This window comes from Neglectibacter timonensis, from assembly GCF_900048895.1.
Lineage (GTDB): Bacteria > Bacillota > Clostridia > Oscillospirales > Acutalibacteraceae > Acutalibacter > Acutalibacter timonensis.
This window is the reverse complement of record NZ_LT160635.1, coordinates 207,039-233,977: the sequence shown is the minus strand read 5'-3', so window position 1 is coordinate 233,977 and position 26,939 is coordinate 207,039. Positions and strand designations below refer to the sequence as shown.

22 protein-coding genes are annotated in these 26,939 nt (G+C 57.7%); 18 read left to right on the top strand and 4 right to left on the bottom strand.

The genetic code is table 11. The features are described 5' to 3' along the window. Positions 1–172 precede the first annotated feature (172 nt). From BN3911_RS01705 to BN3911_RS01695, 3 genes are read left to right on the top strand one after another with little or no spacing between them, the layout of a single operon-like run. Positions 173–1,894, top strand: coding sequence for a type 2 periplasmic-binding domain-containing protein (locus BN3911_RS01705; RefSeq protein WP_066860454.1), 1,722 nt, complete (start codon positions 173–175; stop codon positions 1,892–1,894). Further along, positions 1,891–2,631, top strand: a complete 741-nt coding sequence (locus tag BN3911_RS01700) for a response regulator transcription factor (RefSeq protein WP_082942007.1) — start codon at positions 1,891–1,893, stop codon at positions 2,629–2,631. The genes BN3911_RS01705 and BN3911_RS01700 overlap by 4 nt, the downstream gene beginning before the upstream one ends. Further along, complete coding sequence (locus BN3911_RS01695; RefSeq protein WP_066860449.1) at positions 2,621–4,420, top strand: sensor histidine kinase; 1,800 nt, start codon at positions 2,621–2,623, stop codon at positions 4,418–4,420. The genes BN3911_RS01700 and BN3911_RS01695 overlap by 11 nt, the downstream gene beginning before the upstream one ends. A gap of 353 nt (positions 4,421–4,773) precedes the next feature. Here BN3911_RS01695 and BN3911_RS17090 read toward each other — a convergent pair whose 3' ends face one another. Further along, a complete protein-coding gene (locus tag BN3911_RS17090) occupies positions 4,774–4,938 on the bottom strand; it encodes a hypothetical protein (protein WP_154669687.1) in 165 nt (54 codons plus the stop codon). 361 nt (positions 4,939–5,299) lie between these two features. Here BN3911_RS17090 and BN3911_RS01690 point away from each other — a divergent pair, with 361 nt between their 5' ends. After that, positions 5,300–5,854: a hypothetical protein gene (locus BN3911_RS01690; protein WP_066860446.1), complete on the top strand. Its 555-nt coding sequence runs from the start codon at positions 5,300–5,302 to the stop codon at positions 5,852–5,854. Between the two features lie 165 nt (positions 5,855–6,019). Further along, positions 6,020–6,247, top strand: coding sequence for a transposase (locus BN3911_RS17810; protein WP_074039098.1), 228 nt, complete (start codon positions 6,020–6,022; stop codon positions 6,245–6,247). A 282-nt stretch (positions 6,248–6,529) separates the two neighbouring features. Here BN3911_RS17810 and BN3911_RS01685 read toward each other — a convergent pair whose 3' ends face one another. Both BN3911_RS01685 and BN3911_RS01680 read right to left on the bottom strand, forming a co-directional pair. Further along, a complete protein-coding gene (locus BN3911_RS01685; protein ID WP_066860444.1) occupies positions 6,530–7,066 on the bottom strand; it encodes a CarD family transcriptional regulator in 537 nt (178 codons plus the stop codon). Between the two features lie 246 nt (positions 7,067–7,312). Then, the gene (locus BN3911_RS01680; RefSeq protein ID WP_066860443.1) at positions 7,313–7,894 is read right to left on the bottom strand and encodes a TM7S3/TM198-like domain-containing protein; all 582 of its coding nucleotides are present in this window, start codon (positions 7,892–7,894) and stop codon (positions 7,313–7,315) included. A gap of 283 nt (positions 7,895–8,177) precedes the next feature. Here BN3911_RS01680 and BN3911_RS01675 point away from each other — a divergent pair, with 283 nt between their 5' ends. The 9 genes from BN3911_RS01675 (at position 8,178) to BN3911_RS01630 (ending at position 21,377) form a co-directional block, all read left to right on the top strand. After that, positions 8,178–9,656, top strand: coding sequence for an L-fucose/L-arabinose isomerase family protein (locus BN3911_RS01675; protein WP_066860440.1), 1,479 nt, complete (start codon positions 8,178–8,180; stop codon positions 9,654–9,656). Positions 9,657–10,200: 544 nt separating this feature from the next. Beyond that, positions 10,201–10,425, top strand: coding sequence for a helix-turn-helix domain-containing protein (locus BN3911_RS01665; RefSeq protein ID WP_066860434.1), 225 nt, complete (start codon positions 10,201–10,203; stop codon positions 10,423–10,425). A gap of 320 nt (positions 10,426–10,745) precedes the next feature. After that, positions 10,746–12,881 (top strand): hybrid sensor histidine kinase/response regulator, encoded by a 2,136-nt coding sequence (locus tag BN3911_RS01660; protein WP_066860432.1) that lies wholly within the window; start codon positions 10,746–10,748, stop codon positions 12,879–12,881. Next, complete coding sequence (locus BN3911_RS01655; protein WP_066860429.1) at positions 12,878–14,227, top strand: ABC transporter substrate-binding protein; 1,350 nt, start codon at positions 12,878–12,880, stop codon at positions 14,225–14,227. The genes BN3911_RS01660 and BN3911_RS01655 overlap by 4 nt, the downstream gene beginning before the upstream one ends. A gap of 14 nt (positions 14,228–14,241) precedes the next feature. Continuing rightward, on the top strand, positions 14,242–15,711 hold the full coding sequence (locus tag BN3911_RS01650) for a GntR family transcriptional regulator (RefSeq protein WP_066860427.1): 1,470 nt from the start codon (positions 14,242–14,244) through the stop codon (positions 15,709–15,711). A 58-nt stretch (positions 15,712–15,769) separates the two neighbouring features. Then, complete coding sequence (locus BN3911_RS01645; RefSeq protein WP_066860425.1) at positions 15,770–17,326, top strand: sensor domain-containing diguanylate cyclase; 1,557 nt, start codon at positions 15,770–15,772, stop codon at positions 17,324–17,326. Continuing rightward, a complete protein-coding gene (locus BN3911_RS01640; RefSeq protein ID WP_242871053.1) occupies positions 17,280–20,045 on the top strand; it encodes a bifunctional diguanylate cyclase/phosphodiesterase in 2,766 nt (921 codons plus the stop codon). The genes BN3911_RS01645 and BN3911_RS01640 overlap by 47 nt, the downstream gene beginning before the upstream one ends. Positions 20,046–20,329: 284 nt before the next feature. Beyond that, positions 20,330–20,653, top strand: coding sequence for a hypothetical protein (locus BN3911_RS01635; RefSeq protein WP_066860421.1), 324 nt, complete (start codon positions 20,330–20,332; stop codon positions 20,651–20,653). Positions 20,654–20,831: 178 nt separating this feature from the next. Then, positions 20,832–21,377, top strand: a complete 546-nt coding sequence (locus BN3911_RS01630; protein WP_147578484.1) for a P-loop NTPase family protein — start codon at positions 20,832–20,834, stop codon at positions 21,375–21,377. A gap of 149 nt (positions 21,378–21,526) precedes the next feature. On the opposite strand, the gene BN3911_RS01625 is transcribed toward BN3911_RS01630, so the two are convergent. Continuing rightward, positions 21,527–22,438 carry a 2,5-dihydroxypyridine 5,6-dioxygenase NicX family protein gene (locus BN3911_RS01625; protein WP_066860415.1) on the bottom strand — a complete coding sequence of 304 codons (912 nt, stop codon included), beginning with the start codon at positions 22,436–22,438 and terminating at the stop codon, positions 21,527–21,529. A 595-nt stretch (positions 22,439–23,033) separates the two neighbouring features. Between BN3911_RS01625 and BN3911_RS01620 the strand changes: the two genes are divergently transcribed. The 4 genes from BN3911_RS01620 (at position 23,034) to BN3911_RS01605 (ending at position 26,769) form a co-directional block, all read left to right on the top strand. Beyond that, on the top strand, positions 23,034–23,390 hold the full coding sequence (locus tag BN3911_RS01620; RefSeq protein WP_066860411.1) for an MmcQ/YjbR family DNA-binding protein: 357 nt from the start codon (positions 23,034–23,036) through the stop codon (positions 23,388–23,390). Between the two features lie 173 nt (positions 23,391–23,563). Next, the gene (locus tag BN3911_RS01615; protein ID WP_066860410.1) at positions 23,564–23,950 is read left to right on the top strand and encodes a GntR family transcriptional regulator; all 387 of its coding nucleotides are present in this window, start codon (positions 23,564–23,566) and stop codon (positions 23,948–23,950) included. Next, positions 23,943–24,845 (top strand): ABC transporter ATP-binding protein, encoded by a 903-nt coding sequence (locus BN3911_RS01610; RefSeq protein ID WP_066860409.1) that lies wholly within the window; start codon positions 23,943–23,945, stop codon positions 24,843–24,845. The genes BN3911_RS01615 and BN3911_RS01610 overlap by 8 nt, the downstream gene beginning before the upstream one ends. Next, positions 24,820–26,769, top strand: a complete 1,950-nt coding sequence (locus BN3911_RS01605) for an ABC transporter permease (protein WP_147578483.1) — start codon at positions 24,820–24,822, stop codon at positions 26,767–26,769. The genes BN3911_RS01610 and BN3911_RS01605 overlap by 26 nt, the downstream gene beginning before the upstream one ends. Positions 26,770–26,939 lie beyond the last annotated feature (170 nt).

Genomic DNA, 26,939 nt, shown 5'->3' with positions numbered 1-26,939 from the left:
AAAATAATTTATCAATAATGTTCAATGAACTCCCATGCACGCGCAGGATATATCGTTGAATCTGCATGATTTTTCGTTGATTCAGGTGGTTGCATCCTTGTTTGGGCATGCTGTATACTGAGTGTGGACAAGTATTGTTATATAGTATTCGAGAAATTTAGAGGGTATTTTTATGAGATTTGGAACAACCGAAGAGGGAAATCCACCAAATAAACGGACCGGCTCCCTCCGGGGGCCGGTCAAAGCAGTCCTGCTGGTTTTGTGCGGGGTTGTTCTGGCGCTGTACGCAGCCGTTTCCCCGGCCGCGCTTCCCGCCTGCGGCGGAGGGGCAGGGCTGCCTGCCGCGGACGGGGAGGCAGCCCTGCCCGAAAGCCCGGAGGAGCCCTACCGGGTCTCCTGCCTGTTTCACAATTCGGATTCCCACAGGCTGAGGACCTGGAACGGCGACAGCGTCTCCCAGGAAATCAGCGAGCGGTTTGGTGTGGAGCTGGAGCCCGTCAACTCCGGCATACAGTACGAAAGCACGGTGAAGCTGCTGGTGGCCTCCGACTCCCTGCCGGACATCCTGGAGCTGCAGAGGGACCACGTATTCTCCTGGCTGGTGCGGGAACGCAAGCTTTGGAACCTGGGACCTTCCATTCAGAAATACGGCGGGTACGCGGCTATGGCGGGGAAGGACACCCTGGAGCTGTCCCGGTATAACGGCAGCATCTACACCCTGCTCAACCAGTCCTCCACGTCGCCGGACGGCAGCGGCGGGTGGGTCATAAACGAGGAGATTTACAGGGAGATGGGCAGCCCGCCCCTGCGCACCCTGGAGGATTTGGAGAAATACCTTTCCGGCCTGCGGGGAACCATGCCGGGGCTTTCCGGCGGCGACTTTGTGCACCTGCAGCTGGACGCGGCTTTCGACTACTCGCAGCTCTATGTGTCCTTTGGCGGAGGCCGGGTGCCGGAATACTGCGAGATGAACGTGTGGCTCGACCCGGAAACGGACCGGTTCGATTTTATCGGCAGGGACCCGGCCTTCAGGGAGACCATGCTGTTTCTCCGCAGGCTGTACCAGCAGGCCGCGCTCAGCCCAGGCTGCTTTTTGGAGCAGGGCGAGCAGGTGTACGAAACCCTGGCCACCGGCAGGTTTGCCGTGGTCTGCTCCGCGGACGTGACCGGCTCCATTTTGGATGCGCTGACGGAATGGGGCGGGGAGGGTTCCGCCCAGGGGTACCGCGTGATTGAGCCGCTGCGGGCCAATTCCCAGGTGAAGGGCCCGGTCTGGTCTTCCGGATACAGCCCTATGGGAAAGACGGAGATCGCCGTCAGCGCGGGGGCGGCGGACCCGGAGCGGATTTACCGCATGCTGGACTGGCTGGCCTCCCCGGAGGGGCAGGTGCTGCTGGAATTCGGGCCCCAGGGCCTGTACTGGGAGGAGCTGGACGACGGGGGCATGCCCGTCTTCAACAGGGCGTGGTATGCCGCCGCGCCGGAGGAGCGGGAGGAAAAGGGCCTGTCCGCCTGGAACATCGTGAAGAATCTGGATTTTGTGAACAGGGCCCGGCTTGCCGGGAACGCCCAGCTGCCGGAAGCGCGCAAGGACCGGAAGACGGTTTGGAAGGCGGAGGTGCTGGACCGGCACAGCTGCGACATCTCCCGGCTGCAGAACATCTCCCCCACCTGCGACGGGCTGGAGAATACGGCGAAAATTCTGTGCGGGCAGCTGGTGGAATCCTATCTGCCCCGCATTGTGGGGGCCAAGGAGGAGAGCGAGGCCCTCTATTACCTGACGGAGCTGAACCATCAGGTGGACCAGGCCGGATTTCAATTTGTGCTCTCCCATTACAACTGGCAGTACGCCAATTCTTCTGGGGAGAGCGGTATTGGAGAGGAGAGGGAATGATGCTGCACGTCCTTATTGTGGATGACGAATGGCTGGATTTGGAGGGCCTGCGGGATCAGATTCCGCGGCTGCTGCTGCCGCCGATGGAGATTCATACGGCGGAGAGCGGGATTCACGCCCTGCAGGTGATTCAGGATGTGCCCGTGGACATCCTGATCACCGACGTGAACATGCCGCAGCTGAGCGGCATTGACCTGGCGGGCATCGTCAAGGAGAAGTACCCCGACGCGGAAATCCTGTTTGTCAGCGGGTACGACGATTTTGAATATGCCCGGCAGGCGCTGGCCCTGAGCGCGGTGTGGTACCTGCTCAAGCCCGTTCAGGACGACGAGCTGCTCACCGCGCTGCTGCGCGCCGTGAGCAGGCTGGGCGCCAAGGGCCGCGGGGAGGAGAGCCCGGCCGTGCAGAAGTCCAGGGAGGAACTGCTCACAGACCAGGTGTGCCAGTACGTGTTCGCCCACCTGTCGGAACGGATCACCCTGGCGGATATCGCGGGGGAGCTGCGCTATTCGGCAAACCATCTGGGGAAAATTGTACAGGAAGTGCTGGGCATGAATTTTTCAGCCTATCTGCAGAAAACCAGGCTCAGCTACGCGGCCCATCTGCTGCGGGAAAAGAAACAGATGGGCGTGGGGGAAATCGCCCATCTGACAGGGTATACCAGCAGCGATTCCTTTGCCCGGGTGTTCCGGCAGGAATACGGGCTCACCCCCAGGGAGTACCGGCATGGGGCATAAAGGATTTCTGAAAGCCCCCAGCATCCGGGCAAAGCTGCTGCTGTGCTTTTTGGCCATTGCCCTGGTGGTCTGGGGGCTGCTCAGCAGCTGGGCCTTATCCACCACCCGCTCCTTTGTGGAGGGAAAGGCCATTTCCGCTTTTCAGTCTGCCGTGGACGAGGGAATCCATTCGGCGGACAACAACGCCGCCAAGGTGGAGACTCTGGCGGACCTGGTGGGAAATCTGGGGGACGTGGAGCAGTACCTGGCGGGCTCCAACCTATCCCCCTATGACGAATACCGGATCGCCCGGGACATGCTCTCCCATCTGGAAACCCTGCTGCGGGGCATGGGAATCCCCGCGGCCCTGTCCATTGTCAGCAACAACGCGGACATCCAGGAGATCATCCCCGTGGATGTGGAGGGGCTGCTTTCCACATCCGGCAGTCAAAACCACAAGGACGCCCTGGGGCAGGTCTCCATCGCCCTGTACCGGGCCAAGCGCTTTCAGCAGGACGCCATGACGGTGATTCAGTCCAACTGGTATGTGGACGCGAGAAACGGCGCCACGGGGTGGCGGCAGACCTCCCAGGACGCGCAGCGGGGGAGCGTTTCCTTCATCAAGGCTCTGCCCGCGTCCCCCTTTTCCTCCTCCAGGGGCGTCCTGCGCATCAGCGTGAGGCTGGAGGACATTGTGGTTTCGGAACAGGAGCTCTACCTTTTCGACGGGCAGGGAGAGCTGATTTTCATGACGCCGGAACAGGCTCCCCCGGAGCTGCCGGAGGGCATCAGCCTGAACGGCGGGGACACGGCCGCCGTGGCGGACGGGAAGGCCGTGCTCTCCGGCAGGATGGAAAACGGCTGGCAGCAGGTCTGGATCATCCCCTACGACGCCATGGAATCCTTTTCCGCAGTGCTGTACCAGTTCTTCCTGATGCTCCTGCTTTCCCTGGCCCTGGCGCTGGTGCTTTCCGTCTGCTTTTCCGGCTGGTTCACCCGCAGGATCCTCGCGGTGCGCGACAGCCTCTACCGCTTTCAGCAGGGGGACTACGGCTGCAGGATTCAGGTGAAGTCTTCTGATGAAATCGGCATGCTGGCAGACGGCTACAACAGCATGGCGGACCATATCAACCGCCTGATTCACGACGTGTTCCAGACGGAGATTCGTTCCCAGCAGGAGCACCTGACCATGCTGCAGTCCCAAATACGGCCCCATTTCCTCTACAATTCCCTCTCCTCCATCGTGCGGCTCTGCGACCGGGGGGACGTGGGGCTGATCCGGGAGATGGCCCAGGCGCTGGTCCGCTTTTACCGCATTTCCCTCTCCAAGGGCAGGGAGACGATCACCCTGCAGGAGGAAATCGACCATGTCAGCGCCTATGTGCAGGTCTGCGCCATCCGCTATCGGGGGAAATTCCAGATGCGGTATGAGATTTCGCCTGAGGCGAAAAGCTGTTTTGTGCCCAAAATCATCCTGCAGCCCTTTGTGGAAAACGCCCTGGAACACGGGATGCACCCCACCCTGGGGATCCTTCACATTGAGATCAGCGCCAGAGTGGAGGAGGGGATGCTGCTGGTGGAAATTCAGGATGACGGCGTGGGCATGGACGAGGACCGGCTCAGGGAGATGGAGAAAGAGGCCTCCTCCTCCGGGGAGGGCTACGGCATCTCCAACGTGCGGGAGCGCATCCGCATCACCTACGGGGAAGGCTGCGGCGTGTCTCTGCTGCCCAAAGAGCCCCACGGCCTCATTGTGAGGCTGACCATGGAAGCCCAGGACACCTCCGGCGCCAAACCTCCGACTTCCTAGTAGAAAGCCGGCCAAAGACTTTTAAGTCGCGTTGATGTTGCGTCCAAATTTCCACCCAGCCGGAAGAATCCCGGTACTTTTTGAAGAAAAGGCGAACGCTTTGCGTTCGAGGGGTTCTGCGTGCCAGTGGCACGCAGAACCGTTCTCGACTGCCGTCTCGGGTGATGCATGCCTGTGGCATGCGTCCATCACCGACCGTAGCGACAGCGAAGACCGGTCTTGGACGGTCCCCACAGGGGACCAAGACCCGTAGCGGCAGCGGAGACCAAAGGCTTCCCCTTGAGGGGAAGTCTGCCAAAAAGATCTCCTCACTTTGTTCAGATATCTTCGCCAAGGCGGCTGATGAGGTGTCGCTAACTTGTACTCTGCCGCTGCGGTGTAAGCGGGAAGCTTTCCACCTCATCCAGCAGATTCCCGCAGGGAATCTGTTTCCCCTCTCCCCTCAAGGGGAAGCCTATCAAAAAGGTCTCCTCACTTTGTTCAGAGATCTTCGCCGCAGGCGGCTGATGAGACGGCAAGAAGACAGCCTCCCCTCCGCCCGGCCATCTTTTCCGCCGTTTTAAGCGATAAGAAAACCACCCGTCCTGCGGCGGGTGGTTTTTGTGTTTTCTTCTTTATCTTTCCAATTGCTCTATTGCCGCTCTACTTTTGCTTTTCTGCAAGCCGTTTTGTATTCCTCCAATTCAATCTTATATAGTGTCAGCCCTTGACAGACTCATGACTTTTCTGCATAATAAATTAAATATTTGACAAGCATTGACATATACAAATTTTATGATATTTTGTACAAAAAACTAGTTTGTGCTTTTAGATTTTACTCTGTTTAAAATTTATTGCTCATAAAGCAAATATGCTAAATTGGATTGGAGGGAAGCAGTAATGAAAAACAAAGTCATAAAAGTTATAGTGTGTGGAGTTGCCGTATTAATTGTTGTTGTTTTTTTTCTGAAAGCCAATAGTTATAATATTTCTCTATCACTAAATGGGCTTACTTGCGGAAATCTAAGCATAATCGACGAAGATATTAATAGCAGCGGAGAAAGCATACGAATTGTAAAAGCTGTAAAGAACGATCAGAATACAGTTCTTGTCAAACTTACAAAAAACATTATCGGATTTTGGTTTGTTTCCGAAATCCGTGAGGAGTGTATGGCTGAGCTTCCGCTCATACAAATGTCATGGATAAAAACCGTAGGTGTGCAAAGGGATTCGTTTGAAAATGAGTCAACTTTTGTCATAGAGTATAATGGCTATTATTTAGGCAATAATGCTATAAAAAAACTCAAATTAGAGAAGGAACAACTTCCTAATGGTTATGTGATTCACATCTTCCAAGTAGGCTCAGAATATGTCCTACATATCATTTCTGATGGAAATACGCTTCCTATAGAAAACATCTATCAAAACCTGCTCGCAAATGGCTGCGTACAGTAAAACGAAAAAGGAGCTGCTCCCGGCAAGTTGAACTGAACCAGTAAAAACAGACCGTGACAAAATACTCCCTGTGGTCATGGTATCATAAACTGGACAGAACGGAAAAAGAAAGTTGGAAAGGAAGCCCAGTTTATGAAGTGAGCGGTATGCGGCAAGTAGTTTCATGTGGCTGCTGTAAAAACAGCACAGGAAGCAGGCAAATCAGTAGGCGAGACCGCCAGAGAGCTGGGAATCAGCGGGAGCAGGCTGCGCCGATGGATTGACGAATACGGAAAAAGTGCGTTTCCATGCCCTGGAAACGCACTTTTCAATTCCTCTTTGTTTCCTGAAAGGTTATCAGCTGGGTGGTGGACACAAGAATCCAGGATACCCCAATCCTATCGGCCTGAATAAAGGGAAGCCCAGGTCACCTCCGGCTTCCTAGTAGAAAGCCTTCTCTCCCCTCCGCCCGGCCATCTTTTTCGCCGTTTTAAGCGATAAGAAAACCACCCGCCGCAATGCCGGGTGGTCCTGCGTCATTTTGCATGTTGCTGTCCTACTATAGTATGCCAGTTTTTCGGGGCTTATCAAGGAAATTTTATGTCGCTCCGTCTTTCTAGAAAAAAGCCGGCCAAAGATTTTTAAGCCGCGGAGACTGCCGCGGCCCACCGGCACGCAGCACCCCACGGCTTAACCCTACGAAATTGCAGATTCGCCCCATTCCGTTTCTTCCTCTGCGCCGATTTCCCGGCGGATGAAGGCGGTCACCTGGTCCGGCTGGATGTTCAGCACCAGGGCAAATTCCCCGTGCAGTTTCTCCTCCGCCTCCTTCAGAAAGCGTTCGTCGGAAAGGTGGAACTTCTTGCCCAGTTCCTGCTGTTTCTGCCTGCGCTGGTACAGCGCCTTGATAACGCGGATCAGCTCCCGGCGGTCGCCGCCGGACACAATCCTTCCGTACTCAGCCCTTCTCTCGCCCTCGTTCTCAATCCAAAGCTCCTTCTCCTCCGGTATCTCCTGAATCAGCTTGTGAATTTCCTCCGGGGACAGCACCCTGCGCATCTTTGCGGTAAGCGTCTCGTTCCCCTTGGGCACAAACACCGTGGACCCCGCCCGGTATACGGGCTTGAGCACATAATACTCCAGCTTCTTTCCGCCGATTTCCCGCTGGGTGCTTCCCTCCAGCCTGCAAACGCCCTCCGCGCCGTATAACACCGCATCTCCGTTGCTGAACATGGGCTTTCCCTCTCTTTCACATGGCCGCTCAGCGCGGCAGCTTCAAAAACAAAAAACGTACGGCCGCCGCAACAGAATTTGTGTTCCGCGAAGCAAACCGCACGTTGTTGACTCTATTATTAGTATATCACTTTTCCCAAAAAAATGTCATGGGCAAATTCCACAAAGACCCGTTGGGCCCCGCCGGGCCTCCGTCTCTGCATTTTTCACAAAATTTCCGGCTGCAGAAAAATCCCCTGTCCTGCTTCACGCCTTTGCCGTGGTCTTCCACTGCACCACAATGCCCAGAACCGCCAGCGCCAGGCCCACGATCAGTGCGGCTGCCGCATTTTGCAGGCCGAAAACCGGAAGCAGGGCGTTTGCGGCGTTCATTCCGCCGCTGATGGCCGTGGTGAAAATCAGCACCTCGCGCATAAACTTCATGGCCAACACGCCCACGGCGATGCCCAGCGCCAGGCCCAGCACAATGGCCAGCCACTGGATGGGGATCAGCCCCACGCACAGGAAAAACACCAGGAATACGCACAGCACAAAGACGCCCGCCTTGTAGAGGAAAAAGGCGATTCCTCCCAGCAGAAGCCCCGCCGCAATCCCGATGACCGCGCTGACGCCCGCGTTCGCCAGAAAATGCATGGACACGGCAAACGCCGCAACCCAGCCCACCGCAAACCCGCACAGCGCGGACCAGAGCTTGACAAGCCGGTATCCCAAAAAGCAGTTGAGCAGGGAGAACACAGCGCCGAATACCACCAGCACCGCAGCGGCGTCCCCCAAAATTCCGCGCAGGGAATCCTGCAGCGTCGCTTCCAGAACCATAAGATTTCCCATGTTTCACTTCCTACCTTTCCATAGCCCCTTTTTGGCTTCAGTATAGCACAGCCCGGCCCCGGTTTCCACAAAAAACGGCGCGGCGCTCGAGTTTCAGCCGAATCCTCACACAGCCGCGGGCTTCAGATTGGAAGAAGCCTGGCACGCCGCCCTGTGCCGCCCTTTTTCCGCTATGGGTTTTGTCCCCCTTTTCCCGAAAAAGCTCTTGCTTTTTTTGCGGTTTTGCGCTATGATGAAAGCACAAATTGTTCGTACAATTTTACGAAACGGAGGACTTGAAAAGATGAACAATACCCCTGAAGTCAAGGTCGGCGTCGTCGCCGTTTCCCGCGACTGTTTCCCGGAAACCCTCTCCGTCAACCGGAGAAAAGCCCTGATGAAGGCCTATACCGAAAAATACGGCAGCGAGGGCGTGTACGAGTGCCCCGTCTGCATTGTGGAAAGCGAAATCCATATGGTGCAGGCGCTGGAAGACGTGAAGAACGCCGGCTGCAACGCGCTGGTGGTGTACCTGGGCAACTTCGGCCCGGAAATCTCCGAAACCCTGCTGGCCAAGCATTTTGACGGTCCCGCCATGTTCATTGCCGCCGCGGAGGAATCCGGCGACGACCTGGTGGGTGGCCGCGGCGACGCCTACTGCGGCATGCTCAACGCCAGCTATAACCTGAAGCTCCGGGAAATCAAGGCCTACATACCGGAAAACCCCGTGGGCGACGCAGAGGACTGCGCCGACAGAATCCACGAGTTCATCCCCATCGCCCGCGCCCTTGTGGGCCTGAAGGATTTGAAGATCATCAGCTTCGGCCCCCGGCCGCTGAACTTCCTGGCCTGCAACGCGCCCATCAAGCGCCTGTACGACCTGGGCGTGGAAATCGAGGAAAATTCCGAGCTGGACCTGTTCGAGGCCTTCAACAAGCACGCCGGCGACGAGCGCATCCCCGGCGTGGTGAAGGAGATGGAGCAGGAGCTGGGCGAGGGCAACAAGAAGCCCGAAATCCTCAGCAAGCTGGCCCAGTATGAGCTCACCCTGCTGGATTGGGTGGAGGAGCACAGGGGCTACCGCAAGTATGTGGCCCTCACCAGCAAATGCTGGCCCGCCTTCCAGACCCAGTTCGGCTTTGTGCCCTGCTACGTCAACTCCCGTCTCACGGGCCGGGGCATCCCCGTCTCCTGCGAGGTGGACATCTATGGCACCCTTTCCGAGTTTATCGGCGCCTGCGTCAGCGGCGACATGGTCACCCTGCTGGACATCAACAACACGGTCCCCAAGGACATGTACGAAGCCGACATCAAGGGCAAATACGATTACAGCCTCACCGACACCTTCATGGGCTTCCACTGCGGCAACACCTGCTCCAAGAAGCTGTGCGCCCCCACCATGAAGTATCAGATGATCATGGCGCGCAACCTGCCTGAGGAGGTCACCCAGGGCACCCTGGAGGGCGACATCGTCCCCGGCGACATCACCTTCTTCCGCCTCCAGAGCACCGCGGACTGCGAGCTGCGGGCCTATGTGGCCCAGGGCGAGGTCCTGCCGGTTCCCACCCGCTCCTTCGGCGGCATCGGCGTGTTCGCCATCCCTGAAATGGGCCGCTTCTACCGCCATGTGCTCATCGAGAAGAACTACCCCCACCACGGCGCCGTGGCCTTCGGCCATCACGGCAAGGCCCTGTTCGAGGTGTTCAAGTTCCTGGGCGTTCAGGACATCGGCTTCAACCAGCCCAAGGGTATGCTCTACAAGAGCGAAAACCCCTTCGCCTGAGCCTGAAAGGCAAAGTCCCGCCGCAGGAAGGGCTCCGCGGGCCTGCGGGGTCCTTTCAGACAATCAAATGGAAAACAAAAAGCTCCATGGGAAGGTTCTCTTCCCATGGAGCTTTTTCACGCCGTTCCGGGCGGCGCGGCGCCGTCAAACAGGCGGCGGCTGTTTTTGACCCCGTCCCTTCTTCTTTTTCCTGTACTGCCTGCAGATCAAATAGGGCAAAAGGAGGATTCTCCATAAGACATATAAAACTGCCCCAGCAGCCCTGAAAGGAACCAGAAGGAACTTCAGTTTATTCCCATAGGAATACCCGCGTTCCCCCAGAACCACATTCGTCCATTTGCCGCACCCCTCACATAGCTCCAACTCCTCAGACATCCGGTATTTTCGGGGAGAACAGTCCGTACCATTCATCTCGTTCCAGCATTTTAAGCAAAAGTTTGCCATAGTTTTTGTCCTTTAAACAAATTCACCAACAATCGTTGGTATACCCTTCATTCTATCTTCCTATACTTGTTAAGTCAAGAACAATTGTAGGTGATGGAATATGAGAGAAATATTGGCAGAACGGTTAAAACAATGCAGAAAAGAGAAAGGGTTCACCCAGCGGGAGGTTGCAATCTATTGCGATATCACCGAGAAGACGTATCAAAATTATGAGCTGATGACGCGGGAACCCAAAGTGGAAATCCTGCTGAAAATTGCGGATGTCTTTGAAGTCTCGTTGGATTATCTTTTGGGAAGAACGGAGAAAAAGCAGGTTAACGCATAGGCCCCGGGAAAAGATCCCAACGGGAGAAGCCTTTGGCAAAACCCGGCACAGACTCTTGGCCTCCTCCTGGAAGGCCAGCCCGTTTGGGCCGGTCTTTGCTGTCCAGACCGCTTTTGGCCCTGCAGGCATAAATATCGCTTTCCTCAATCTTGCCAAACAGCAGTACAGATGTTATAATAAATAGACTGCAGAAGTACCCAGTTTTGAAAATTCTGGGATATGCCTGCGGGACAGGGGTTTTTGGGTTAATTAGTCTGTATAGGTTCCCAGATTGCACTTTTTACTTTGCACAGGCGGCATACAGGAGGGGAGGCAGGAAAATGAGCAGGACTTTGAAGGCAAACAGGCGCAGCCTGCGGGTATGGGCGCTGATTCTGCTGGTCTCCTTCTGCGTCCTGGGCGGCGGCTACTGGCTGTACTATCAAAGCGTCGAGCAGGCGGTATATTCCACGACGCTGTCCTTTATGGAACAGATTGCGGATCACGACCACCTGAATATCATCAACCAGATGGACAGCAAGACCGAGTACCTGCAGGTGATCCTCAACCGGATTAATGCCGCCAGGGAGAGCCGGTTTGAGGACGTACTCTATAACCTGGGGGTGGAGGCCAAAACCACCTCCTTTCACACGCTCTACCTCATCACCACGGACGGCGAGGCGTACAACAGCTCCTATTTGAAAAGCTCCCTTCAGGATATGCCCTGGGCGGATGAATTCCAGCGTGCGGACGGCCGTTTCGCCATCCGGTACGACGAGGTCAGCCGGGAAAAATGGGGCGAGTTCCTGGTTTACGGCGTGCGTCTGGCCGAACCGGTCCTCTGCGGGGAGAAAGAGATCAACGGCGCGGTGGGTTTGGTGTCCATCGAGGAAATTGCCGATCAAATGCGGCTGGAGAGCTTTGACGGACAGGGAATCGCCGTCGTCATGCAAAAATCCGGCGACATCATTACGGCGAGCCAGCAGTACAGCACCCCGGACAACAATTTTCTGACACCCCTGGCCCGCGCCCAGTTCAAAAACGGAGGCTCGCTGGAAGCCTGCCTCCAGGCGGTGGAGCAGGGGGAAAGCCTGTTCGTGGAATACAGCCTGGACGGAAGCTCCTATTACGCCCTGTTCCAATCCCTGGACCATCATGCCGGGAACGAGTGGTATCTGGTGGTGCGGGTCTCCACCCAGGTGACGGAGGATCAGGTGAAGACGCTGATCTCCCGTTCCCTCCCCTTTTTCCTTGTGCTGGGCGCGCTGATTCTGCTGGTCACTTATTTCATCTACCACACGGTGAACGCGGCAAAGGTCGCCCGGGCCTCGGAGCAGGCAAAATCCGCCTTCTTAGCCAACATGAGCCATGAAATCCGCACGCCCCTCAACGGCATTGTAGGGCTGCAGTACCTCATGCGCCAGAGTCTGGACGATCCCAAAAAGCTAAAGGGATACTTAAAAAAAGCGGAGGTATCCGCGTCGTTTTTACAGAGCGTCATCACCGACGTTCTGGACATGTCGAAAATTGAGAGCGGGCAGCTGGAGCTCTATCCCAAAGAGATGGATTTGAAGCTTCTGATGGAAGAGGTGCAGGTTCTGCTGGAAAACCAGGTGGAAAACAAGGGCCTGCAGTTCCGGCTGGACTGCGGCGGCCTGAAGCAGCCCCTGGTGGAGGGGGACGCCCTGCGCGTCAAGCAGATTCTCACGAACCTGCTGGGCAACGCGGTGAAATTCACGCCCGAGGGCGGTGAGGTTTCCCTCACCGTGAACCAAGAGCCGGCCGGCGGCCTGGTCCGCACCGTATTTCAGGTGGCCGATACGGGCTGCGGCATGAGCCCGGAATTTCTGCAGCGCATCTGGACGCCATTTGAGCAGGAGCGGCGCGTCGCCTCCCAGAACGGCACCGGGCTGGGCACAACCTTGAGCAAGACCCTGGCGGAGAAGATGGGCGGCTCCATCTCGGTGGAAAGCCAGCTGGGAAAGGGGACGGTGTTCACCGTTTCCATCCCCTTCCCCGCGGCGGCGCCCTCCGGAGAGAAGGGCCCGGCGGAGGATTCCCCGGACGCGGCCTGGTCCCTGAATGGAAAACGCATCCTGGCCGTGGAGGACAATGAGATCAACCGGATGATCGTGGTGTCCATTCTGGAAGAGCAGGGCTGCCAGTTGACGGAGGCCCGGAACGGGCAGGAGGCCCTGGAAGCATTTGAAGCCAGCGCGCCTTCCTGGTTTGACCTGATTTTGATGGACGTCCAGATGCCGGTGATGGACGGCAACGAGGCGGCGCGGCGCATCCGTGCGCTGTCCCGGCCGGACGCGTCCACGGTCCCCATCATCGCCATGACCGCCAACGCCTTCAGCGAGGACGTGGAAAAAGCCCTTGCCTCCGGCATGGACGACGTGGCCACCAAGCCGCTGGACATCAAGCTGCTGCTGAAAAAGATTGCGACAATCAAGGAACGGGAGGGAATTTCATGAGGAAAAGAAACCTGCTCTGCGCCCTGCTGGCGGCGGCGCTCTGCCTCTCCCCGGCGGGCTGCCGGGCGCAGGAACCGGCGGAGCCGGAGAAGGTGACGCTCACCGTCAAAACGCCGCCCATTGGGCTTGGGAACATCCCCGGGGCGGGCGAGGCCGAGGTTTACGACATGCTCACGGCTGCGGCGGAACGTTTCCAGGCGCAGTATGACAAGTACGACGTGGAATTTTCCATCAGCCGTTACGACTATCTGGACGAACAGGCGCAGCTGGCCGACAAGTACGGAACGCCGGAGGCCGCCGATATCTTCTTCGCAGGCTCCTGGAACGTGCCGCTGTATGTGAAGCGGGGATGGCTGGTCCCCCTGGACGACATGATCACCCCGGAGCTGCGCAGCGACGTGGATGAATCCATCTGGAAGCAGAACACCGTCGGCGGGAAGGTATATACCCTGCCCTACCACCAGCTGCAAAATACGCTGATGGTAAACCGGACCATGATGCAGGCCGCAGGCCTGGAGGAATACATTCCCCAGGACGATTCCGTGGCCCACTGGTCCACGGAGGAATTCAACCTCATCTGCCAAAGGCTCAAGGAATCCCTGACCGATGAAAACACCTTCGCTTTTATGATGTACGCCGCCAACAGCCAGGGGGACAGCCACATCATGACCCTGCTGCGGGCCTACGGCTGCCCTCTCTACGATGAAAACGGAAATTTTTCGGTGAACACGCCGGAGGGGATACAGGCCCTTGCCTGGATCAAGGAGATGGACCAACAGGGGATCACTCCCAAAGGGGCGGAGAACCTGGAACTGCTGGACTGCGTCAACCTGTTCTACAACCAGCAGCTGGCCATGTGCGTGGGAAACCTGACCAACCTGTGGGACGCCAGAAACAAGGGGGTAGACGTGTTCACCGCCAACTTCCCCGACCCTTCGGGCGCGGGTTTCTGCACCACTTCCAGCAACGGCTTCTGCGTGTTTGACAACGGGGATGAAACAAAAATACAGGTTGCCAAGGACTTTCTCAGCTTCCTCCTGTCGGACGGGGAGGCGATGAAGTATACGCTGGGCACCCTTCCGGTGAGCAAATCCGTCACCCAGCAGTACCAGGATGAGATCTGGATGCTGAAAGCCTACGGGGAAAACACCGCCGATACCGTGGACAATATCCGCGGCAGCCTCAACTGGCAGGGCGTCCGGGATGTGTTTTACCGGAACATCAACGATCTGCTCACCGGGGAAAAATCGCCGGAGGAGGCGGCGGCGGCCATCGACGAAAGCTGCAACACCGCCCTGGAACAGGGGCGTGCGTCCGATGAGGAAAGCGGAAACAAAGAAGACTGAAAGCGGGTACGGGAATGAAAAGCGGCGTGATTCAATATGAGCGGGCCTACCGGCAGCTCAAAAACAAAATCGAATCCGGCCTCCTTCCTGTGGGCGCCAGGCTTCCCGGCAGGTCCGTGCTGTGCAGGGAACTGGGGACCTCGGAACGGACGGTTCGCCGGGCGCTGGAGCTGCTGGAGCAGAACGGGTTTTTGGAGATAATGCCCAGGAAACGGCCCGTTGTCCTCTCCGCCTCCCCCCTGCCCCAGGGGCAGGCGCTGCAGAACGCGAGAAGGGCGGACCCGGCCCAGGTGGACGATTTGATGCGTACGGCGGACCTGCTCTGCCGCCCCATCTACCTGCGGGGGCTGCGGCTGTGTACCGGCGGAGACTGGCGCACGCCCGAGAGGATTCTCGCTCAGATGGACCCAAGCCGTCCCGAGGATTTCTGGCGGCTCTCCAGCAGGCTGGGGCGCTTTTTCATCGCCAGAAATGAGAACGAGCTGCTCCTGCGGGTTGTGGACAGCCTGGGCTTTCGGGGAAAGGAGCCGCCCCGGAGTTCCCTGGAAGACCGGGCGCAATACCGTTCCCATATCGAAGCGCTGCTGCAGGCGGCGAAGGCAGGCGGCGTGCCGGAGCAGGTGCAGCTGGACGCCGTCTTCCGCCAATACCGGATCATTGCGGAGCAGGCGGAAGGGCAGCAGTTCCATCAGCTTCTCTCCCCCTGTCCCATGCTGGCAGAGGCGGAGGAATTGGGAGAACAGCTCAGCCTGGCCCAAGAGCGGTATTCCACCATGTGCCTGGACCTGCTGGGCCTCATCGCCATCGGCCGTTACCAGCCCGGCGACCATTTGCCCACCCATGACCAGCTTCAGAAAACCTACGGCGTGAGCCGGGATACCTCCGTCAAAGCGGTGAAGATGCTGCGGGACTGGGGTGTGGTGACGGCGGCGCCCCGGCGGGGCATTTCAGTGGAGATGGATCTGACGGCGCTTCAGAGGATCCGGATTTCCCCCGAATCCATCGCCTGCCATGTGCGGCGGTACCTGGACAGTCTGGAGCTGCTGACCCTGACGGTGGAGCCTGCCGCAGCCCACGCGGCCGCCTTGATAACGCCCGAAGACACAAGGCGCCTTCAGGCGGCGCTCCGCCGGCAGGAGGAACAGCCTTACGAACATCAGCTGATCCCCCGCACCCTGCTGGACTTTATCACAGAACACATCGGCTACGACGCGCTGCGGGAAATCTATGGGATATTGGCCAGGAATTTCAGCATCGGCAGAAGTATTCCGAAACTGGTATGCCGTGACATAAACCCCCAGAACCTGGAAATTTACCGGGCATGCCGCGAAGCCGTGGAACAACTGCCCGACGGCGGCCTGTTCGCCGGGAAAACAGCCGCCATATTTGAACAGATCCGCCGCCTCATCGTCTCGGAATGCCGGAGGCTGGGCTATTGGGACACCGCCATGAACGTCTATGACGGCGCGTCCCTCTGGAAATAGCCTTCGGCCATTCCGGCCCTTTGGACCGGCGGTCCGTATCCTGGAAGGAGACCTCCACATGAAGACAAAAGAAAACCAAAAGAAAGCAGACGGGAAATGGGATATCTCATTTGCCCCCATCACCCGTTACAGCATCTTATTCTGCGGGCTGGTCATGCTTGTGGTGTTGCTGGGCGGCGCGGTCCTCTCCGTGAGCCGGATGCGGGCCAACGCCGAGGTGTCCCTGGCGGCAAGCCGTGCGCAGGTCACCCAGCGGGTGGAGGGCACGGTGAGCCTGCTGGAATCCCTGGCCAGCCTTCCGGAGTTCTACGATCCGGGGCTTCCTCCCATCGACAAGGTGAAAAAGCTGGACCAGATGAGCCCCTATTTCGGGTACATGATGCTCTGCTATGTGGATTCCGATATCATCGTCTATTCCGACGGCGCGGAGCCCGCCAGCCTTGCCAGCCGGGATTACATGCAGCGGCTTTTCTCCACCGGGCAGCTGCAGGTGACGGACAGCTTTGCCGCGGGCGCGGACGGCGCGACGCTGAACTACACCGTGGCAGTCCCGCTGCTGGACGAACGGGGCGGGATCACCGGGTGCCTGTTCTGCGCCATCTACTTTGACGAAGTGGTGGACATCCTGCAGAAGTCCGCCGGGGATGGCGGCTCCGAGGCGACGCTGATCGGCACCCAGGGGCAGGTCATGTCCTCCACGGAAGGGCTTCCCTATGGGGATTCCATCACGGACGTGCTGAAAAGCAGCGTGCTGTTCGGCGTCACGGCGGACCAGCTGGAGGAGCGTCTTCTGGCCGCCCAGCCCGGCGCTTTCTGGAGCCTGCGCAGCGGAAGCCTGTACTACACCACCTACCAGCGGGTGGAAAATACGGGCTGGGATATTTTGTGCTCTGTAAATTTCTGGTCCTGTTATGAGGAAATCCTCCCGGCCCTGGTGCTGGTCATGGGGCTTACCCTGTTCCTGTGCGTCGGCCTTTTGTGGCTGGTGCGCCGGTACCTCTCCGTCCAGATGAAGGTGGTGGACCTGCTGGTGCACTCCATCGAGGAGCTGGAAAACAGGATTTACCGGGATGAACGGCCGGAGACCGCAGATTTTCAGGAGGTCCTGCGCCTGACCAGCGACGGCCTTACCGACAGCCTCACCGGCACGGTCACCCGGTCCGTCTTCTTAAACCAGGCGGACGCCCTGCTGAAAAAAGCCGAGCCGTCTTTGACAAAGGCCCTGTGCTTTGTGGACATGGATAACCTGAAGCACCTCAACGACAGCCGCGGCCATGCCGGCGGCGATATCGCCCTGAAAAGCATCGGGTACATTCTCCGGGAGTACGAGAAAAAATACGACGGCGTGGTGGGACGGTACGGCGGGGACGAATTCGTTCTGCTGCTGACCGGCCTGGACGACGAAGCCGAGCTGCGCGGCGTGCTGGACGAACTGGTGCTCCGGCTCCAGACAAACGTTCAGTCCGGCGGGCAGAGCATCCCGGTCCAGTGCAGCATCGGGGTTTCCATCTTCCGCCCGGGCATGACGCTTTCCCAGCTGATTGCCGACGCGGACGAGGCGCTCTACTATGTCAAGCAAAACGGAAAAGGGTATTACCATATCCAGCGGAAATGAGGCGCATATGAAAAAACGGATTCAGCGGGCATCCGCATACATTTTCGCTGTTCTGCTGGTCTTTGCAGTCAGCTTGACGTCCATTCTTTTGGTCCGCGGCGCCATCGTGGACGAACGGCAGAGGGAAGCGGAAAACATCCTGTTCTATTACAGGGAGAAAATTGTCCTGCAGCTGCAGGGAACCGTCAATGAGGCCACCGCCCTGGCGCAGACCGTGCATACGGCGCAGTCTGCCCAGGCGGATGCCTCCGCTTGGTTTGAAACCGCTGCCGTCCCCCTGCTGCAGCGGCCCGAGGTCTGTATGGTCGCCCTGTTTGAGGGGGACATCCTGGGGCTGATACTGCCCCAGGACAAATACGGAAGCCTCGACGGAAAAGAGCTGCGGGATTTTTCCTATATCTACACCATGTCCAAGGTGGTCAAGGAGCTGGTGGTGGAGGGTCCCGTGGTGCTGCAGAACGACCCCGAGGGGCAGGAGGTGTTCCTGTTTTTGCAGCCCATTGTGGAGGAGGGCGCATACCTGGGCCAGGTGGCCGTGGCGCTGGACCGGGACTATGTACTGGGGCAGCTGGGCCTGGAAAACCTGTCCGCCCAGGGGTATGATTATGAGCTCTGGCGGGTGGAGCCGCAGAACGGAAACAAGGAAATTGTAGCAAGCTCCCAGGCAGGCGCCGATTTTTCCCAGGCCCAGAAAACGGCCTTCAACCTGCCCACCCAATGGACGCTCAGCATCCAGCCCCGGTCCGGGTGGCTCAGCGTCGGGCAGCGGCTGGGCCTGGCCCTGCTCTGCATCCTGATCCAGGTTCTGCTGCTGTCGCTTCTCTTCCTGCTGCGCAGAACCCTCCGGCAAAACCGCCTGCTGGCAGAGGCGGGCCGCATGGACCAGGCCACCGGCCTCTGCAGCCGCAAGGGCTTTACCGCCGCCCTGGACGGCTGGCTTCACGAGGGCGGCGTTCCGGTCACGCTGTTTTTCTTCTCCCTGGAGGGCTACGCCCAGGCAGTCCGGCTGATCGGCCCGGACAAAGAGGAGGAGTATCTGCAAAGCATCCGGCCCCGGCTGAACGACTACATCCGCAGCCCGTTCCTGGCGGGCAGGCTGGACGAGAGCAGCTATCTGGTGGCGCTGCGGGAGGAGATGGACGAGCAGAAGCGGGACGACTTTGCCAAGGGCCTCTCTTTGGAGCTTCTGCTGCAGGTGCGCATCGGCGGGGAAAAGAGCTTTCTGATGGCGCGGTACCAGTACCTCTGCTGCACGCCGGACCAGGGCGGGGCGGCGGACCAGATTTCAGAATTGATCCGCGCCTACTACCGGCAGGTGGCGGCGGAATCCCCCGTCCGGATGCTCACGGAAAAGTGCCGGCAGCTCATCGAGGGAAAGAGCGACGTGGTCTTTGACGAATATACGGACCTGGAGATGATGGAGCTGTCCAAAACCTTCAACCGTTACCGCAGGCAGGTGGAACAGCTGGCCTATTCCGACCCGGTCTTTTCCGTGGGCAACCGGCTGAAATTTCTCCGGGACACGAACATGCTGATCTCTTATGATAAGAAGAGGCAGTTCAGCCTTTTCTGTGTGGATATCTGCTCCTTCAGCCAGTACAACGAGCTGTTCAGCGCCGAAATCGGGGATGAGATTCTGCATGAGGTCCTGCGCCGCCTCTCGCGCCCCTTCGGCTCGTACCTGTACCGCATCAACGGCGACGTGTTTTTGGGCGTCTCCCTGTCTGGGGAAGGGTCGGCTTCTTTTGCCGACCGGTTGCAAAGCCTGTTTGCCGAACCGGTGGTAGCCGGCGCCCTCTCCTTCACCCTGCAGGTCCGCATCTCCGCCTGTATGTATCCGGAACACGGCAAAACGCCCAGCGAGCTGCTGGACCACATCCAATCCGCCCTGCGCTTTGCCAAGGAATCTGACCGGGTGGTTACCGTCTATAACGGCCAGCTGGATGAAATGATCCATACGGAGGCCGATATCCTCCGCCGGCTGAAGGAGGCCATTCAGGACGGGACGCTGGAGGTCTGGTACCAGCCGATTATGCGGCTTTGTGAGAACCGGTACACTGCGGCTGAGGCGCTGTCGCGCCTGCCCGACGGAAAGGGCGGCTTTTTCTCCGCTGGCCAGGTCATCTCCCTGGCGGAGCGCAACGGCATTGTGGAAGAGCTGGGCGATTACGTGCTCCGCAGGGCCTGCCTGTTCATGCGCGAACACGGCGAAGCGCTGGGCCTCACACGCATGGGCGTCAACCTCTCCGTGCAGCAGCTTTTGGTGGGAAACAGCGCCGGCCACCTGCTGAACCTGATCCGCTCTACCGGCATCGACCCCCGGCTTGTGACGCTGGAAATCACCGAGAGCGTCCTGATCCAGTCCATCGACCAGGCGGCGCAGGCCCTGGAAAAACTCCGGCAGGCCGGCGTACATATTGCGCTGGACGACTTCGGCGTGGGGTATTCCAGCCTCAACTACCTGTCCAACCTCCCCGCGGACATCATCAAAATCGACCGCTCCCTGACCAGGCAGATTCTGACCAGCCCCAAGCAGGATGCGCTGTTGAAATCCATTGTCAAAATGGCTGCCATCAACGGCCTGTCGGTTGTGGCGGAAGGCGTGGAAACCCGGGCCGAGCAGCAGGCCATCGCCAAATCCTGCGTGCATTACATCCAGGGCTATTTTTACGCCAGGCCCATGCCGGAAGAGGAGCTGCGCAGGTTTCTTTCCCCCTGACGGGCAGTCCCGGCCCCATGATGTTTTCCCTCCCATGGCGGCCGTGCCGCAGGCGCTTTTCCTTCCCCATGCCCCCGCACCTGAGCGGGGGCTCTTTTTTACCTTTTTCCCCATTTTCCCTTCTTAAACTACAGAAAACCGCCTCTCCTCACATTATTTTGACAAAAAATTACAAATTAATAGAAAAAATGATGTCACATTTCTTTCTTTGTGGAATCAGTTCACTAAAATAGAAGTACCATTTTCTACTAATAGGAATGGAATCTATTTTGGGAGGTATCTCGATGAAGAAGGGATACAAGTCGCCGGAAGATTTTGAGACGATAGACGAGCTCTGTCACACGCTCCGGCTGCCTGCGGGGGAGCAGGGAAAATGCGCCAGGTATACCATCGAAGCAGCCCAGCACGGCCAGCCGGAGGATTTTTACGCAAAGCTGATGTCCCAGAATGAGGGGAAGTCCTACGACGCCGTCCGGCAGGAGCTGAGACGGGCCACCATGACGCTGTGGACCAACGGGGCCGGCGTATTCCATGAGGAAAACTCTGAGTATCCCGGCCCTCTGGAAACCGTCCGGGAGCTGGCCTATTGGTTTACCAGGAAATTCTGACGCGGTCCGCGCCGTACGGAATGCTTTTTCCTCATCGGAGAACCCTTTTGAGGGTTTCTCCGATTTTTCTTTTTTTCTGTCCAAAAGGCCGCCGGTCTGTTATACTGGAGGCATGACAATGCAAAAACCCAGCCTCCGGGAAGGACGGCGCCAAAGCCAAGAAAAGAGGGGGGACCGGATGAAGCTCTATCTCACAGGCTCCGTGGCCAGCGGGAAATCCACGCTGGCCCGGCAGATCGCGGCGCGCACAGGCATCCCCTGCCACTCTCTGGACGAGGTGGTCTACGTCCCCGACCCCGGCGCGCCCTCGGGGAACCGGAAACGCCCGGAAGCGGAGCGGGACGCACTCTTTGCGGAGATCCTCCGCCAGCCCCATTATGTGATGGAGGACACAGGGCGTGCCTGCTTTGAAGAAGGGCTCCGCCAGGCGGACGCCATCCTTCTGCTGGAGCTCCCCCTTGGGGTGCGGTACAAAAGGATTTTCACCCGCTGGCTCCGGCAGAACCTGGGGCTGGAGCCCTGCCTTTACCGCCCCGGCTGGAACATGCTGAAAGCCATGTTCCGCTGGGCGGGGGATTATGACGCAGGACGGGACGGGACCAAAAAAAGGGTGGAGCCCTACCGGGAAAAGACCGTGATCCTCCGCAGCCGCAGGGAAATTTCCGCCTACCTGGAAGCCCTCCCTTCCTCCGGCTCGGAAAACACGGCCTCTCCGCCGCCCTGACCCTCCGGTTTTCTCCTCGGGGAACAGGGCATCCGTGCTTTCCACCCCGGCAGAATTTTAAGGGAGCGGAAGTGAAATTTCCGGTATCTCAAAACAGAAAGACTATCTATAAAAACCTGTAAAGCAATGTCAAGGGGAAAACGAGAGAATTATTCGCTGATAATTTCAAATTTAGGATTTGAGATAACAACATCAATATGATAAGGATTTCTATCACCAATACCAAAATGGCAGGTTCCGTTCATGCTTTCATCAACCCCAATTATGCCCGTAGGAGAAAGGTCTGATAATCCATGTCCCAATTCCACCACTACCTGTAAATTCTTATCTAGCCTGTTTAAGCCGGTTTTGAAACGTTGCCCTATGTCACCGCCGTCAATATCTACAACAAGTCCGTCTTGCACCGTGATTCGAACTTCGCGGTCGACTATGCCAAGCGAATCAATTAAATCAGATCCAAACCTGATTTCCCCTACCGTAATATCCACCACGATTGTTCCATTGGTTGAGGAGTGGTCCAACTCTTCTGATATTTCCGCCGGAGGAAGAAATGCATGCCCACCCAACAGACGGGCATGGTAAGGCAGTAATTCCTGATAAGCAATTTGCGTAGTGATATCGGTGCCTTTATCAGTAGTGACCCGAACTTTTTTTCCGCTGCCAAATGCTTGATATTCATGGATGATGGATTCCACCTTGCCGATGTCGGTATTAAGCCCGGACAGCAAAGACCCTTCCGGAATGTCCAAGCGAATAAAGATGTATTTTCCCGCAAATCCGGGAGGCTTAGAGAACGGGGAGAATTTGTCGCGATACCCTTTGCTCATAAAACCATCTGTGGTTAGTAGGATAATTAACAAATCCTCCTCCGTCAGGGTCATCATTTCCTGTTCATAGGTATTGTTAATGCCTATGTCAATGATCTTTACTTCTGCCACGTAAATCAAATTGTCTATTCTTATCTTCTCGGCCAGGGGGAGTCGATCTGATTCAGTGAGTATTAGTATTTTTGCAGTTTTTTCGAGTAAAGCCCAAGTCGTTGAAATGGCGCTAAGGTTCATAATGTTTCCTCACTTTTATTTGTCATTCTTGGTTTTTTCTTCGACGGCGTTGCTTCATACGGCCTGTTCTCTCTAAGGCGTGACCTCAAAAGGACTATTGGTGCAATGTCCAACGCTGGAGAATATGCTTGCTGCCTCCACCCGCAAGTTGACCAATTTGTTGAACAAAGCCAGTCATGGCCGGTTTAGAGAGAAAAAAGAGAAAGAACTTCGGGACGTGGCTGCCGGTTCATTCGGTGAAAACAGCTTTGTGCAACCCTTTTGAGTGTTGATTATGGTCACGCTGTCTAGCAGCGGTTTCCCTTCGGCGTCAATAACTGAAGCTTCGTGATTGCGCTTAGCAATGTCGATGCTACAGTAAAACAACAAGAGCCCTCCCATGCAAAGATATACAGACAGGGTTACCCTCTGATTCTTACGGCAATACAACCTCGTTAGATATGCAGCGTGTCCGAATGGTTCGCTATCTAGTTCATTCACATCTATTGCGTTCATTATCCCATATCCATTACGGGATAACAAGTTTTTCTACGATGTCCTTATCAAAAATACCGCAAATACATTATACGAGATTATATAGTGAGGAGACCTGCTTATGACGAGGGAAGCTTACCTGAACTATTGCGCCGGACTCCCCGGCGCCGTGGTGGACCAGCCCTTCCCCGAGGACTTCCAAAGCTGGGTGGCCCGCCATTGGGACAGCCGGAAATGGTTTGCCCTGGTGATGAAGGTGGACGGCCGGGACGCGGTGAATCTGAAATGCAGCCCCATGGAGGCGGACCTGCTCCGCAGCGCCTATACCGGCGTGCGGCCCGGATACCACATGAACAAAACCCACTGGAACACCGTGTACCTGGAATCCGACGTGCCGGAGGAGGAGCTGCTGCGCATGACGGAGGAAAGCTTCCGCCTCACCTCCCCCCGCCGCCCCAAAGGGAACCCCCGCCCCTGACCCCGAACCTCCAGGGCCCGGCACAGGCCGTTTCGCCTCTGAAACGGCCTCCATTTTTTTCGTAAATTTTTCCTTGACACCTGCGTGGGCGGGTGCTATACTCTAACTGTACTAAATATAATAGTACGGTTAGAATATATAATACAGCAACAGGATTCAGTGGAGGTGATACTGTGCTCCGCATCGATTACAAAAGCGGGCTGCCGATCTATGACCAAATCTACCGCGGCATTGTGAAAATGGCGGCGGCAGGGGCTTTCGGCGGGGATGGACAGCTTCCGTCGGTACGTTCCGTGGCCCAGGAGCTGGGCGTCAACCCCAACACGGTGCAGAAGGCCTACGGCCTTCTGGAGCGGGACGGGGTCATCTGCTCCCTGCCGGGAAAGGGTTCTTTTCTCACCGGGGAACAGAACGCTGTGGACAAACAGCGGGAAGAGGCGGTTCAAAAGGTCCGCGTCAGCGCCCGGGAGGCGCTGGACTGTGGAGTGGCCCTCGGGGAGCTCCTCAGCGCCGTACAGGCGGAAGACAGCAGGAGGAAGGAGAGTGAAAAGCATGATTGAAATCAAAACGCTCACCAAAAAATTCGGCTCGTTTACAGCCCTTAACGGCGTCTCCTTTGAGATTCCCACAGGCAGTATTTTCGGTTTGGTGGGTTCCAACGGCGCGGGAAAATCCACGCTGCTGCGCACCCTGGCGGGGGTGTACCGTCCCGACGGCGGGAACGTGTTTTTTGAGGGCAGCCCGCCCTATGAGCACACAGAAATCAAGTCCCGGCTGTTTTTTATTTCAGATTATCCCTATTTCCCGCCCCAGTCCACCCTGGAGGATCTGAAAAGCCTCCTGCGGGATTTCTACCCCGGCTGGGACGACAAGACCTTCGACCGGCTGTGCGCCATGTTCCCCATCAACAGGAAGGATAAGCTCAAGGATATGAGCAAGGGCATGCAGCGCCAGGCCGCCCTGATCGCGGCCCTGTCCACCCGGCCCGATTATTTCCTGCTGGATGAAATTTTCGACGGGCTGGACCCGGTGGTGCGGCAGCTTTTGAAAAAGCTCATCGCCGGCGAGGTGGCGGACCGGGGAATGACGGTGCTCATCGCCTCCCACAACTTGCGGGAGCTGGAGGATTTCTGCGACACCATCGCCCTGCTGCACCGGGGCGGCGTGCTGCTGGAGAAGGAGCTGGATTCCCTTCGCCTGGGCATCCACCGCATCCAGGCCGTGTTCCTGGATATGCCGGAACTCCCCAAAATGAAGGAAAAAATCGACATTGTCAGCTGGGAGCGTTCCGGCTCTGTGCTCTCCTTTGTGGCCCGGGGCGAACTGGAAGAAATTCTCGGCGCTTTAGAGCAATTCGGCCCTCAGTTCCAGGAGGCGGTTCCCCTCTCTCTGGAAGAGGTATTTATCAGTGAAATGGAGGCGGCAGGTTATGACATCAACAACATCGTCGGTTAGCCCCGGCAGGCAGATTCTGGGCGTGTTCCGCTGGCAGCTGCGGCGTTCCGCCGGCATCACGGCCGTCTATGCCGCCATCCTGCTGCTGTCCTATCCGGTCCTTCTGCTGTTCACCCTTTCCGGCAGAAACAACTATTACTATGAAGGGATGTCGGAGGCCCAGCTCTATGAAATCACGGTGAACAACGTGGTCATCTCCACCCGGGCGGCCACCACTATCCTGGGCGTTTCCGCCATGATCCTCTTCGCCCTGATCTTTACCCTGACCAATTTCGGCTTCCTGCACAGAAAGCGGGAGGTGGACCTGTTCCACGCCATGCCCGTCAGCCGGACGGCCCTGTTTTACGGCAGGTTCCTCTCGGGCTACCTCTGCCTCTACGCGCCGCTGCTGCTGGCCGTCCTGCTGCAGGGGATTGTGGCAGCCTGCTTCGGGGTGCTCGCACCGGAGGTTTTGACCCTGCTGTTCTCCATCCTGACGCAGCTCCTGGTCATGACGGCGGCGGTGTTCTCCTTCACCGTGTTTGTGGCGGTGTGCAGCGGCTCCACCATGGATACGCTGGTCTCCATCGTGCTGATTTCCGTCACCTGGCCCGCGCTGATTTTTGTGGGCACAGCGGTCATCAACAATACCATTCCCGGCATCTATCTCAACTATTCCCCGTACCTTGTGGGCGCGCTGAGCCCGCTGGCAGCCGCCTACGTGCAGTCCAGCTTCTACACCTTCCAGTGGCTTTTCTCCCTGTGGTGGGTCGCCCTGACCGCCGCCCTTCTGCTGGGCGCCGCGGCCATGTACCGCCGCCGCAAAAGCGAGAGCGCGGAAAGCTCCGTCTCCTTCGGCCCCTCCAAGGTGGTTATCCGCATCTTTTCCTGCGCGGCAGGCGGGCTCTGCTTCGGCTATCTGCTGTTCCAGCTGACCAACAGCACCCTCTCCTACTACCTGGGCGCGCTGCTCTTCTCCGCGCTGGCCTATCTGGTGACGGAGCTGCTCTACTGGAAGAGCCTGAAGCAGCTGTTCCGTCACAGCATCCCTTACTGCGGCGTGCTGGCCGTGTTCCTGGCCTTCACCCTCACGGTGAGCCTGGGCGCTTTCGGCATGGACACCTATGTGCCCCCGTCCCTGCAGATTGAAAACGCCGGCGCTTTCAATAACAACGTCTATTCTTATATGGCTGAAACCCCGGTACTGACGGAGCAGGAGGCTGCCAAGCCGGAGCGGGACCGCGTCTATGAAACCATCCGTGCCGCCGTGCAGAATCCGGAGCTGATCGACCAGGTGCGCCAGGCCAACGAGAAATTCATCGCCTATGAGCGCACAAGGCAGTTCCCCTACCTGATCGGCCGCAACAGTCTGCCGGAACCGTCCTTGTACCGCTATACCCTTTGCTATGAGCTTTCAAATTCCGACAATACCACCGACCGGTCCTATGTGCTCTTCTCCAATGCCGGAGACGAGGCGAAAGCCCTCTATCTGGAAGGAAAACAGCTGACCGATAAGGTGCTCACCAGCGATGAGTATATCAGAGGCCTCTTCCCGGTCAACGCCGTGGACGCCGCCTCCTGGGTGACCCACTACGCCAACGAAGAGCCGGAAAACGGCGGCGAAAAGCAGGCTGTCTCCACGAACCCAGGCTCCGACACCGTGGAGTTTTCGGGCCTGAAGAATGAATCCGATTTCCGGAAACAGCTGGAGCAGTGCCTGCTGGACGACTTCCGGAACGGGCGTTATCTGGCGGAAGACGGCAGCGACGCCGGCGACACCTATGAAATCATGTATTCGGAGGGCAAGCACTTTACGGCCCGGGGCGGCCTGAAATCGGAGAAGTCCATAGAAGGACAGTCCTTTGTCCTGTGCAGCTCCCTCTCCTGCACCGTCACGTCTTCCATGACCTCTACCTACCAGCTGCTGGAGAGCCTGTACGCCTGACCCACTGCGGCACAGGAAACAGTCCCCCCTTGCAGACGAAAAGAATCCCGGCGGAACCCCCGTAAAGGGTTCCGCCGGGATTTTTCATTGTCCTTTAAAACAGCTTCCCCCAGCTCTCAGGCCTCCGCCTGCGGTCAGGACAGAAAAGCATCCGGAAGCTCACCGGGCGC

Bases quoted from the DNA above. Each gene is read 5' to 3' on its own strand.
- BN3911_RS01620 (WP_066860411.1), top strand. From the start codon at position 23,034: ATGACGAGGGAAGCTTACCTGAACTATTGCGCCGGACTCCCCGGCGCC.
- BN3911_RS01650 (WP_066860427.1), top strand. From the start codon at position 14,242: ATGAAAAGCGGCGTGATTCAATATGAGCGGGCCTACCGGCAGCTCAAA.
- BN3911_RS01605 (WP_147578483.1), top strand. From the start codon at position 24,820: ATGACATCAACAACATCGTCGGTTAGCCCCGGCAGGCAGATTCTGGGC.
- BN3911_RS01690 (WP_066860446.1), top strand. From the start codon at position 5,300: ATGAAAAACAAAGTCATAAAAGTTATAGTGTGTGGAGTTGCCGTATTA.
- BN3911_RS01665 (WP_066860434.1), top strand. From the start codon at position 10,201: ATGAGAGAAATATTGGCAGAACGGTTAAAACAATGCAGAAAAGAGAAA.
- BN3911_RS01660 (WP_066860432.1), top strand. From the start codon at position 10,746: ATGAGCAGGACTTTGAAGGCAAACAGGCGCAGCCTGCGGGTATGGGCG.
- BN3911_RS01630 (WP_147578484.1), top strand. From the start codon at position 20,832: ATGAAGCTCTATCTCACAGGCTCCGTGGCCAGCGGGAAATCCACGCTG.
- BN3911_RS01640 (WP_242871053.1), top strand. From the start codon at position 17,280: ATGTCAAGCAAAACGGAAAAGGGTATTACCATATCCAGCGGAAATGAG.
- BN3911_RS01700 (WP_082942007.1), top strand. From the start codon at position 1,891: ATGATGCTGCACGTCCTTATTGTGGATGACGAATGGCTGGATTTGGAG.
- BN3911_RS01695 (WP_066860449.1), top strand. From the start codon at position 2,621: ATGGGGCATAAAGGATTTCTGAAAGCCCCCAGCATCCGGGCAAAGCTG.
- BN3911_RS01635 (WP_066860421.1), top strand. From the start codon at position 20,330: ATGAAGAAGGGATACAAGTCGCCGGAAGATTTTGAGACGATAGACGAG.
- BN3911_RS01675 (WP_066860440.1), top strand. From the start codon at position 8,178: ATGAACAATACCCCTGAAGTCAAGGTCGGCGTCGTCGCCGTTTCCCGC.
- BN3911_RS01610 (WP_066860409.1), top strand. From the start codon at position 23,943: ATGATTGAAATCAAAACGCTCACCAAAAAATTCGGCTCGTTTACAGCC.
- BN3911_RS01705 (WP_066860454.1), top strand. From the start codon at position 173: ATGAGATTTGGAACAACCGAAGAGGGAAATCCACCAAATAAACGGACC.
- BN3911_RS01680 (WP_066860443.1), bottom strand. From the start codon at position 7,894: ATGGGAAATCTTATGGTTCTGGAAGCGACGCTGCAGGATTCCCTGCGC.
- BN3911_RS01625 (WP_066860415.1), bottom strand. From the start codon at position 22,438: ATGAACCTTAGCGCCATTTCAACGACTTGGGCTTTACTCGAAAAAACT.
- BN3911_RS01645 (WP_066860425.1), top strand. From the start codon at position 15,770: ATGAAGACAAAAGAAAACCAAAAGAAAGCAGACGGGAAATGGGATATC.
- BN3911_RS01685 (WP_066860444.1), bottom strand. From the start codon at position 7,066: ATGTTCAGCAACGGAGATGCGGTGTTATACGGCGCGGAGGGCGTTTGC.
- BN3911_RS01655 (WP_066860429.1), top strand. From the start codon at position 12,878: ATGAGGAAAAGAAACCTGCTCTGCGCCCTGCTGGCGGCGGCGCTCTGC.